Source organism: Novosphingobium sp. PY1, assembly GCF_017312445.1.
Taxonomy (GTDB): domain Bacteria; phylum Pseudomonadota; class Alphaproteobacteria; order Sphingomonadales; family Sphingomonadaceae; genus Novosphingobium.
The window spans coordinates 876,418-886,483 of record NZ_BLTI01000008.1; the positions used below are offsets into that span (position 1 = coordinate 876,418).

General features: G+C 58.1%; 8 protein-coding genes and 1 tRNA gene. 5 read left to right on the top strand and 4 right to left on the bottom strand.

All coding sequences use genetic code 11. The features are described from left to right. Positions 1 to 58 precede the first annotated feature (58 nt). On the top strand, positions 59 to 1,063 hold the full coding sequence (gene galE / locus J3474_RS15675) for a UDP-glucose 4-epimerase GalE (RefSeq protein ID WP_013832156.1): 1,005 nt from the start codon (positions 59 to 61) through the stop codon (positions 1,061 to 1,063). A gap of 729 nt (positions 1,064 to 1,792) precedes the next feature. Continuing rightward, positions 1,793 to 1,868: transfer RNA gene (locus tag J3474_RS15680), tRNA-Thr, on the top strand. A 188-nt stretch (positions 1,869 to 2,056) separates the two neighbouring features. On the opposite strand, the gene J3474_RS15685 is transcribed toward J3474_RS15680, so the two are convergent. Genes J3474_RS15685 through J3474_RS15695 form a run of 3 tightly spaced genes read right to left on the bottom strand, consistent with a single transcriptional unit; the run spans position 2,057 to position 4,351 of the window. Further along, positions 2,057 to 3,730, bottom strand: a complete 1,674-nt coding sequence (locus tag J3474_RS15685) for a recombinase family protein (protein ID WP_207094758.1) — start codon at positions 3,728 to 3,730, stop codon at positions 2,057 to 2,059. Beyond that, positions 3,723 to 4,127: a DUF2924 domain-containing protein gene (locus J3474_RS15690; protein WP_207094759.1), complete on the bottom strand. Its 405-nt coding sequence runs from the start codon at positions 4,125 to 4,127 to the stop codon at positions 3,723 to 3,725. The genes J3474_RS15685 and J3474_RS15690 overlap by 8 nt, the downstream gene beginning before the upstream one ends. Before the next feature lie 2 nt (positions 4,128 to 4,129). Then, positions 4,130 to 4,351 (bottom strand): DUF3489 domain-containing protein, encoded by a 222-nt coding sequence (locus J3474_RS15695; RefSeq protein WP_207094760.1) that lies wholly within the window; start codon positions 4,349 to 4,351, stop codon positions 4,130 to 4,132. Between the two features lie 338 nt (positions 4,352 to 4,689). On the opposite strand from J3474_RS15695, the gene J3474_RS15700 reads away from it, so the two are divergent. From J3474_RS15700 to J3474_RS15710, 3 genes are read left to right on the top strand one after another with little or no spacing between them, the layout of a single operon-like run. Continuing rightward, positions 4,690 to 5,526 carry a hypothetical protein gene (locus tag J3474_RS15700; RefSeq protein WP_207094761.1) on the top strand — a complete coding sequence of 279 codons (837 nt, stop codon included), beginning with the start codon at positions 4,690 to 4,692 and terminating at the stop codon, positions 5,524 to 5,526. Next, the gene (locus tag J3474_RS15705) at positions 5,519 to 8,770 is read left to right on the top strand and encodes a DEAD/DEAH box helicase (protein WP_207094762.1); all 3,252 of its coding nucleotides are present in this window, start codon (positions 5,519 to 5,521) and stop codon (positions 8,768 to 8,770) included. The genes J3474_RS15700 and J3474_RS15705 overlap by 8 nt, the downstream gene beginning before the upstream one ends. A gap of 31 nt (positions 8,771 to 8,801) precedes the next feature. Further along, positions 8,802 to 9,353, top strand: a complete 552-nt coding sequence (locus J3474_RS15710) for a hypothetical protein (RefSeq protein WP_207094763.1) — start codon at positions 8,802 to 8,804, stop codon at positions 9,351 to 9,353. A gap of 84 nt (positions 9,354 to 9,437) precedes the next feature. Here the strand turns inward: J3474_RS15710 and J3474_RS15715 are convergent. Further along, a partial coding sequence (locus J3474_RS15715) for a hypothetical protein (RefSeq protein ID WP_207094764.1) occupies positions 9,438 to 10,066 on the bottom strand: 629 nt, incomplete at its 5' end.

Sequence of the window (10,066 nt, forward strand, 5' to 3'; positions counted from 1 at the left end):
AGCCATAAAGTTCAATCTCGATCGTCTCGACCGACACCAATCTCCGGACAGCCCGAACATGACCCAGAAACTCCCCGTCCTCGTCACCGGCGGCGCTGGCTATATCGGCAGCCACGCCGTGCTCGCCCTCGTCGATGCCGGCTGGCCGGTCGCCGTGATCGACAATCTGACGACGGGCTTCCGCTTCGCCATTCCCGAAGGCGTGGCCTTATACGAAGGGGATATCGAGGACGGCGAACTGCTTGCCCGGATCTTCGCCGAACAGGGCACCAAGGCGATCATGCATTTCGCCGGGTCGGTCATCGTACCGGAATCGGTAGAGAACCCGCTCAAGTACTATCACAACAACACGGCCAAGAGCCGCGCGCTGATGGACGCGGCGGTCAAGGCCGGTGTGCCGCATTTCATCTTCAGCTCGACCGCCGCAACCTATGGCATCCCCGAAGTTTCGCCGGTGACAGAGGACAGCCCCAAGACGCCGATCAATCCCTACGGCATGTCCAAGCTGATGACCGAGATCATGCTGGGCGACGTCGCCAAAGCGCATCCGTTCAATTACTGCGCGCTGCGTTACTTCAACGTGGCGGGCGCCGATCCGCAGGCGCGTACCGGCCAGTCGACCGCCGGGGCCACGCACCTCATCAAGGTTGCCGTCGAAGCCGCGCTCGGCAAGCGCAGCCACGTCGCGGTCTTTGGAACCGACTTCGACACGCCGGACGGCACGGGCGTGCGCGACTACATTCACGTATCGGACCTTGCCAATGCCCACGTCCTTGCGCTCGAGGCGCTGATTGCGCAGCCCGAACGCTCGCTGACGATGAATTGCGGCTACGGTCAGGGCTTCTCCGTGCTCGACGTGCTCGATGCCGTCGACCGCGTGACCAACCGGACTATCGAGAGGCGCATGGAAGGCCGCCGCGCAGGCGATCCGGACTCGCTGATTTCGGACAACCGGCGGATCAAGGCCACCCTGCCCTGGCAGCCCCGCTATGCCGACCTGCCCACGATCGTCGAACATGCCCTGGCATGGGAGCGCCGACTGACCGAGATCCGCAGCGAGTAACCGCTCATGATAGCATGCACGCGTCGCCCCGGGACACTGACCGGCGCGCGCTGCTGCAGGCTCGGCATACTCGGAATGTTCGCAAAGCCCGTACCGGGACCCTCGGCCAGCACGGCCGACTGAGGCACGCCGGCGTTCTGCGTCTGGACGAGACACAATCGAGCGTGCCGCGCGCCCAAGTCCCATAAGCGAGAGCTGCATCGCCGCTGACAAAGTCGCGACCACCCCCCAGCCCCCCCGACTGCCCAAATGATGGATGGCTATGGGCCACTGCTGGCCCTTGTCGACGATTCGCACCTGCCCTGATTTGAAGCAGTCTTGGGGTCGCAATATTTCCGTTGTACTTACCGCCCCGGTAATACTATTACGCGCGTCAGCAGCGCCCGGATAGATTCGTTCCAATCCGAGCCCTCCGGGACATGTCCCGCGAGACCAGTCATTCACGAGGTGACCGTTCCCGTCGCCCAACCTGCCGCAAGGCGGGAGCAGCAACGGGAACGCGGAACGGGAACGGGAGGGAAGTGTCCCTCTCTCCCGGTCCCGTTCCGCATTTCAGCCAAGCGACCGGTCGCTGCCTGGACACACTCCCCGCTGGCCCGGCCCGCAGAGGCTTTCATCGCAAAACGCGCTATCCCGAAACGATATCGCAAACCCTCTTGCACGAACCCATTCGCCCCGGTAAAGGCCGCCCCCTGTCCCGGGTCCGAACCATGTCGAACCCTCGGGCATGCCGCAGTAGCTCAGCTGGTAGAGCACGACATTCGTAATGTTGGGGTCGGGGGTTCGAGTCCCTTCTGCGGCACCACCCACTCCCAAAATCGCCAGACTTCCAAGGCATTCGCGCGATGGGGCCTTTGTAGCCCGCATTTCCGCGGGCTTTGGTGGGCTCAGCATTCTAAATGAGGTCGTGAGACTGGCGGATCGGGTCGTTCCTGCGGGATTTCCGGCCTCAGTCTCAGGAGGCCGATTTCCAGACCTCACTTGCCTTGAGCGCTAGAAGCCCAAGGCGGCCTTCTGATCCGACCAGTCCAAGGGCAGATCGGCTGTGAGCAGCGACCTGGTAGTCAGTGCCTGCGGCGGCTGCCCAGCCAGAATCGCATCGACGATCTCGGGCGCGATCCATGAGAGGCGAAACAACCGCGTCATCCGCTTTCGGCAACGCCCGCTGGATGCCGCGATCTCGGCAATGGTCATTTCAGGTTCTGATAAAACCTCTTCTCTGATCGCCAGTGCCTCGCGCAGTAGAGATACCAGCGTCTCGTCGCGCTCTGCTCCGGTACCGTCGGAGATGACGAGCTTGATCTCCTTGCCCTTCCGAACACGGGAGGCTGGAGCGGTGATTAGAGGCAACCTCTGCGCGTCGATCTGGAGCCCGAGCAAATCCGCAAAGCCAAGATAGGATAGCGTGATCCTGAGCGCATCATCAGTCACGTCGACCCGCTCGACGAGAGCGGGAACTTTGGTGCGGCGATGATAGGTGCTGCTCTGCAACTGCTCCGCCGTGCGCCCACACCGCGTCATGGCAGCCGACAACTGCCCAGCTTCACTGGTTCCGACCAGCTTGCGGATGGCTTTCTGGTCGGAAAGGAACTCGGCCAGCTTGGCGACCACCCGCTTCTCGATGTCGTGCGCTGGCAAACGCCACGCAGGATTGTCGTTTAAGATCTCTGCGGCATGCGTGACATAGTAGCGATAGCGCTTGGCCTTCCGGACCGTGTGGCTCGGGCTCATCTTCCGCCCGAGGCCATCGACTATCATTCCGGCAAGCAGGCTCGCCTCCTTCGCGTTGCGGCGCAGCTTCCTCTCGACCGTGTTCTCGGCGATACGGAGCTGGGTACGCTCCCAAAGGTCCCCGCCGATGATCGCCTCGTGTTCGCCCGGGTTCGCCTTGCCCTTGTGCACCATCTCGCCGCGGTAAATCCGGTTCTTGAGCAGGTGGAAAAGCGAACCGCGTGTGAAAGGAGCATCGCCTCTGACGGATCCGTCCTTGTAAACCCTCCGCTTGGTCCGGATGCCTTGCTCCCGAAGCTCGTCGAGCAACGGCTGGCCTGCGCCGATCTCGACATAGCGCTCGAAGATATGGCGAACCTTGGCAGCTTCCCCTGCGTTGATGACCAGCTTTCGGTCCTGCACCTCGTAACCAAGGGGTACGGGCCCGCCCATCCACATGCCCTTCTTCTTCGAAGCCGCGATCTTGTCGCGGATGCGCTCGCCGGTGACCTCGCGCTCGAACTGAGCAAAGGACAGCAGCACGTTGAGCATCAGCCGGCCCATGCTGGTTGTGGTGTTGAACGACTGGGTTACCGAGACGAAGCTGGCCCCAGCCTTGTCGAGCACATCGACGATGCGCGAGAAGTCTGACAGACTGCGAGTCAGCCGGTCGATCTTGTAGAGAACGATGACCTGGACCTTCTCGGCGGCGACATCGGCAAGCAATCGCTGGAGCCCGGGACGTTTCATCGTCCCACCCGAGAAGCCGCCATCATCGTAACGGTCCTTGACCAGTTCCCAACCCTCGTGGCGCTGGCTCATGACATAGGCCGCGCAGGCCTCGTACTGGGCATCGAGGCTGTTGAACTCCTGTTCCAGTCCTTCCTCGGTCGACTTGCGGGTATAGATGGCACAGCGCACCTTACCGCCGCTTCCGCCTGCGTCCCGGCTAGCCATTGGCTGCCTGCCCGCGCAGTCCGAAAAAGCGGGGGCCGGACCAGTGTGCTCCGGTCACCTCGCGGGCAATGGCCGATAGTGACGGATAGAGGCGGTCCTCGAAGACGAACCCGTCTTCCCCGACCTCGACCGAGATGGTCCTGCCATTCCAGCTACGGACAAGGCGGGTGCCGGGCTTGATGGTGGGGCGCCCCGCACTGATCTCGTTCAGCTCGGCGAGAGATGCACGCGAGAGACCGCCGCAAGCCTTCTCCTGCAACCGATAGGCGACCCCCAGACGGATCAGGTCAGCCGACAGGGTGGGAGCGGGCTGCTTGTAGACTCGCTCCCATTCCGACTGCAGTTCCTGCCGCTGCATCTCCGTCAGGGCAGCCAGCTGATCTTTCAGCTTCGCCACGATCACGCGCCTGTCGCGATCGCATAACGGCTCACGCCATCGACTTTCGTGCGCTCAATGGCGTGCCCCTTCTTCCTGAGACCGGCCATGGCTGCCCGCGTGGTGTGCGGCAGCCAACCGGTCGCATTGGTGAGTTCCTCGAGCGATGCGCCCTGCTTGCGCTTCAGCAATGCCACGACCTTGTCGGTCTTAGTCATCTTCCTCGTTGTCGCTGTCTTGGTCATGGGTGGCTCTCCTGGTTCAGAGCGACCCGATTGTCGCTCCCACCACCCAAGGCCCCGTCACGCATCGGACGTCGGGGCTGCGGCCAAGTTCAAAAGCCGTGGTTCAGTGCAAGCACCAATGCTCGCTTTGCTCGGGAAGTCGAATGAATTTGTGGCGCATTTTTTGGTTCTTCGAGGCAGGGAAGATTAGGTTGCGCGTGATCCACCCCACATGAGGGTTGTCAGTCCCGAGCGAAAAGTCATATTTTGAAATATGTTTTAATAGCTTAGTGGTGCGATGAGTTTGATAGATCTCGGCGACCAGCTCGGCCAATCCAGATTGGGATAAGAGGAATAATATGCCTCCCTTAAATACTGCCGAGTGTGAGATCGACGCTTATTGTTCGGGCGAACGCTGGCAAGTTGATGATGACGAACAGCTTGCAGGTTTGATCGCGATTATCGCTATGGGGCAAGCTGCGCAGGCCAGTCATATTCTCTCCCAGATTCTGCCCACGATTCCAGCCTTCACCATCCCCGAGTTGAGGGCCGAGGCAAAGGTCAAGCTGACGGTTCAAGAGGAGAAGCAAACACCGCGAATAGGTTATCCGCGTTGGCAGCGGGACGGCTTCATCTTCGAGGCAATCTCGTGGATTGCAGCGCGTCAGGTGTATGGGAAAACCGCCTACATGAAAGACCCTCATGTGAGCGCCACTTCACAAGGGCTCGATGGATTGATGCTGGAACTGTCGGGCGACAAGTCGCAGATCGACAGGACCACGGTCTTTGAGGACAAGTGCACTGACGATCCCGTTTCGACCTTCAAATACAAGGTGATTCCAGCCTTTCGGGATCGTCACGATAACAAGAGAAGCGCAGAGATCATCGCCGCCGCAACTGCATTGCTCGGCAGAGCAGGCATTGACGACGGAGCAGCGGCCCAGCTTGCTGCGGCTGTCACTGATCGAACGAAGCGGCGTTATCGGGCTGCCTTCGCTATCACGACTGCACTCGATAGCGAAAATGGCCGCAAGGAAATTTTCTCAGGTTACAATGAGATCGGCGATATCGACCAAGCTCAGCGACTCGGTGCGTGCTTAGTCGTTCCCCCAGAATTGCGGGATTGGTTCGACCAGCTTGCAGGGCTGGCAATCGCATATATCGAAACTCAAGGTGAAGGAGAGGCCGGTGTTTGATGCTGCTACTGCCAGTCTGCTGCGATCTGCACCCGAGCTACCAGGTCTCGATCCTGACGAGCTCCCTGCAATCCTGACCACGCACTATGCGGAACTGGCATCGATCCGCCTTAGGGGGGCTGTAGCAGGGGAAGATCAAGAAGAAGGCGCATGGAGCCTCGAACGGATTGCCGACACCTATGAGCTGGTTGTTTCGCTGCAACGCGAAGGGCCGTCCCGCGCAGCGGCGGCTTTCGTTGCAGGAACAGCGCAGCAAATCCTCGCCAGAAGGCAGGTGGCTGCAAGCGCCGATGAAGAGTTGCCGCCCAACATCAATCGTGATCGTCTCGACCCCACTTTGGCAGCGGCAGTCCTGTTCTTAGCCTCCGAGCAATACGCAGATGCCAATGAAGCCGCTGCCAATATCAAGACGGGGCGGGCCGGACAGAGCTACGAGGCTACGATCCTCTCAGAGCACATCGTAGACCTTGCAAAGGGGCGGCTCACTCAAATTCTGGAACGGGCGACGAGATGGCGTCGGCCAATCGCCTACTTCGACTTGGACGACCGCGCGCTCGCCGCTTTGCTAGAAGCTCTTTCCACTGGTATTGAAATGCTCGCCGCGCAAATGCTTCGCGTGCCCGTTCCCGAGCAGACAGGCGGGAGATTCGATGGGCCGCTCCACGCATTCCAGCGCGTCCTCACTCTCGCATCGTCTGATGATGGCCTAGCGGCAAGTGCAGTCGAAGGCCTGATCGTTACATTTCCTGGGCCGTACCATCTCGCTTCTCTCTTGCTCACCGTTGCAGGATCGATCGCCCACGCAAGCCTGCTGAATGTCTCGGCTCCGTCTGGGGCGAACGCTGAAGTCTGGGAGCAATGGCTCAGGTTCCGTGCAGAAAAGTTTCCCTATGTTTGGTCCAATCACCGAGAAGCTATCGAGAGGGGCTTTCACCAAACAGGTGTCTCTTCGGTCGTTATCCTTCCGACTGGCGCTGGCAAAACGACGGTCTCGTCTTTGAAGATTGCAGGCGTGCTAGCACGCGGCAAGAAGGTCGCTTTTCTTGCGCCAACGCACGCCCTCGTCGATCAGTTGACAGAGGACCTACAGGAGATGTTTCCGAGCGAGCTCTTCGGCTCGGTCGTATCAAGTGATTTTGACCTGCTGATGCAGGAAGACGCGGTATTTCAGGACATTGAAGTCATGACGCCCGAACGGTGTCTGGCTATGCTTTCATTTGCTCCTGATGCCTTCAAGGACGTGGGATTACTCGTTTTTGACGAGTGCCATTTGTTGAGCCCCGAGACGGGAAAAATTCGTCGCGCTCTCGATGCAATGCTTTGCGTACTTGGCTTTAGCCATGTTGCGCCGGATGCCGATCTTCTCTTCCTGTCCGCGATGCTCAAGAACGGCGACGAATTAGCGCTGTGGCTTCAAGAGCTCACTGGCAGGCAGGCAGTCTCCGTAGATTTGCTCTGGAAGCCAAGCCGTCAGGCGAGAGGCGTTATCATCTATGATGGCAAGGAGCTTGGTGATGCCTGCGATCGTGCGCTTAAGGTTCAGGAGGCCGAGAACAAAAAAAAGAAGAAGCAAGCTAAGGACTTGCGGGCTCCTGCGGCAAGAGAGCTCAACGCAACTCCTTACGCTATATGGGGGCTTCAGCATAACTGGCTGTCCGAAGAGGAATCGACTGTTCACTGTATCACGACCCAGCTTCTCGAAAGTCAGGTCAAGCTTGGCGGACATTTGAAATACGGGCCACTTCAGCTCACCCCGAATGCCAATCAGGTTGCAGTCGAGTTAGCTGGCGCAGCCGCCGCGCGCGGTCTCAAAACAATCGTGTTCGTCAACACAAAGCGCGACGCCATTTCGGTTGCGAATGACATTTCAGGCATCTTGCCGCTTCAGCTCGATATCAGTCCGGTGGAGCAGGAACGTTGGGATGCCCTCAAGGCCGAACTTGGCGACCTGAGTCATTCCTTGCTCTCGGGGCCAGCTTCAGCGGTCCCTCACAATTCGGCCATGCTAAGACTTGAACGAGACATCGCCGAGCGCATGTTCAAACGGCACAACGGTGCCCGGGTTATCGTTGCCACTCCGACCTTGGCTCAGGGTCTTAACTTGCCAGCGCAACTTGCAATTCTGGCGGGAGACAAGCGTGCCGACACCGACAAAGGCGGTAGAGAAAGCCTCGAAGCACACGAGATTCTGAACGCCGCCGCTCGGGCAGGGCGAGCAGGTCATCTTGCTAACGGTTTGGTACTCCTCATTCCAGAGCCGATTATCTCTTTTGTCGGAGATAAGCCGCTCGACATGAAAGTCGTAGAGAAACTTCAGGCCGTTCTGCCCGAGGACGATCATTGTGTGACTGTTTCCGATCCGCTCGAAATTGTCCTCGATCGCGTGACGCAAGGTCAGATGACTGATCCCGATGTCAATTACACGATCAATCGGATGGCCGTCCTGCGCAGCGCGGATGAGGCGAGCGAAGCAGCGCACCTCTTCGATTTGCGCAAGTCGCTCGGTGCCTTCGCAGCGAAGCAAAAGGCAGAAACACAAGAATTTGACGCCAAGGTCGAGGCTCTGAGGCAAGCTATCACAAGTGAAGAGATTGATGGTGTCGATCAAAGCATAGCGGTACTTTCATCGCAAAGCGGCTTGTCCGCAAAACTGCTAATCGACCTTAAGGCAAGAATCACTGCCGAAGTCGGATCGCTGCCCACCACCGTCATCGATTGGCTGAAGTGGATGATAATGTGGTTTCAGCAAGACCGGGACGCCCGAGACGCACTTCTGGCCGACATCACGCGCAGCATCCTAACTGCCTGCGGGAAGAACAAGACCGCCGAGCTTACAAACGATGATCTTGACCTTCTTCTCGAAGCTTTGATCGCCTGGGTAAATGGAAAGGCCCTGCGCGATATCGAGCTGATCCTCGGTGGAGCACCGGATGACGAATCCTTCACCAAAAAGACTTGTCCGCGGGCGCGGGAGCTTTCGGGCACGATAGTCCAGCGAGGCATTTCCTTTGCCATCGGTCTGATTGGCCACATGATCGAAGACGTCGATCCCTTCGAACAACAAGAAACCCTTGATCGCCAGCTAGTCGAGTGTCTCGGCACGCTCGTTCGCAAGGGATTCAACAATGTTGAATTACTATTCTTCGCCTCCGAAAAGAAAGCGATCCTCGGGCGCGTCCAAGCCCATGAAGCATGGAAGCATCGGTTCGATGGAATGTTTGATGAAATGACCGGAAATATTTGATTTTGATAAAGTACTGATTGGGAACAATTCTATGATTGCTTGCTTAGGCTGGGGTTCGCTTATCTGGAGTCCGCGTACTTTGCCTTTGGCAGGAAACTGGCTTGGCGATGGGCCGGAGCTTCCAATTGAATTTTCGCGCGTTTCCGCTGATGGCCGATTGACTTTGGCAATAACCGAGGGCGCGAAGCCTCTTACCGTTCTTTGGGCCGAGCTGAATGTCTCGTCCATCGATAGCGGGGTGGAAGCGTTGGCCGAGCGAGAAGGCATCTCGGATAGGAACTTCAAGTTCTCGATCGGTCTGTGGAGCAATTCGCGTTGCTCTCGCCACAAAGAAGCAAACCAGGTTGGCGATTGGGCTTCCCAACGGGGTATCGAGGCAGTCATCTGGACTGCTCTGAAGCCAGGTCTCGATAAAGATAGCAGGGGAGTGGTACCTTCCCTCAGCGATGCTTTGGGCTATTTGCATGGCACCTCGTCAGCAGTGAGGGCCTGTGCTGAAGAATACATACGAAGAGCTCCCGCTCAGATCGCTACTGAATATCGGGCGGCAATCGAAAAGGAGTTTGGCTGGGCGCCTCTTTAGGACTTGTCCTCGGGGCCTCACCTTATCTCAGAGCGTGGATGGCACCTCACCCCACTTAACATAAAATCAGTTCTCCCCGCTCGGTCATCTGCTTTCCGGGAATCTGGCCAAGACAAGAGCAATTGCCTCAGACATAAGCTGAAATGCGGAGATCTGTGCTGCACTGGACCATGACAGCGCCGCCACTGTAGGCTCGAGTATAACCGGCCATCCAGCATCAGCCGCGTGTGTGATGGTCCGCAGTTCGTTGCCCTTCCAATCTCCTGCCTTTGAGTCTGAGATGTGGAATGACCGCGCTGCCCAATTTGGGTGCGAAACCTCTGACAAAAGCTCGTATGTCCGATAAAGGAAGTCCGCTTGTGAGTTCTTTGAAATCCGTTTCAGGATGGTCAGGACGTTGGTTGAAGAATAGATGTCGTCAGACTCTGGAAGTCTCGATGCAAAAACCACCTTCAAGCAGTATTCCTCCAGTGCTGTCGATGTGACGAACGTATTGTCAAAATCTGAATTTAGGTCTGGGAACGGCGTGCTCTTGCTAATTGTGGCATGTACCGTTCGAGCAGCATCGACAAAGGCTGCACTGTTTTCCAACATTGCCCTGGCAATAACGCACGCGCATGCAAGATCTCTTCTGCCTAACGCCCAGAGGCAGCTTTTTGAGAACTGCATGAGCCGAAAAGTACTCATGATCGTGTCAACGGCGGAGCAAAAGT

What these genes read in the sequence shown, in the direction of transcription:
- galE (WP_013832156.1), top strand. Translation starts at nt 59, where the DNA reads ATGACCCAGAAACTCCCCGTCCTCGTCACCGGCGGCGCTGGCTATATC.
- J3474_RS15710 (WP_207094763.1), top strand. Translation starts at nt 8,802, where the DNA reads ATGATTGCTTGCTTAGGCTGGGGTTCGCTTATCTGGAGTCCGCGTACT.
- J3474_RS15685 (WP_207094758.1), bottom strand. Translation starts at nt 3,730, where the DNA reads ATGGCTAGCCGGGACGCAGGCGGAAGCGGCGGTAAGGTGCGCTGTGCC.
- J3474_RS15700 (WP_207094761.1), top strand. Translation starts at nt 4,690, where the DNA reads ATGCCTCCCTTAAATACTGCCGAGTGTGAGATCGACGCTTATTGTTCG.
- J3474_RS15695 (WP_207094760.1), bottom strand. Translation starts at nt 4,351, where the DNA reads ATGACCAAGACAGCGACAACGAGGAAGATGACTAAGACCGACAAGGTC.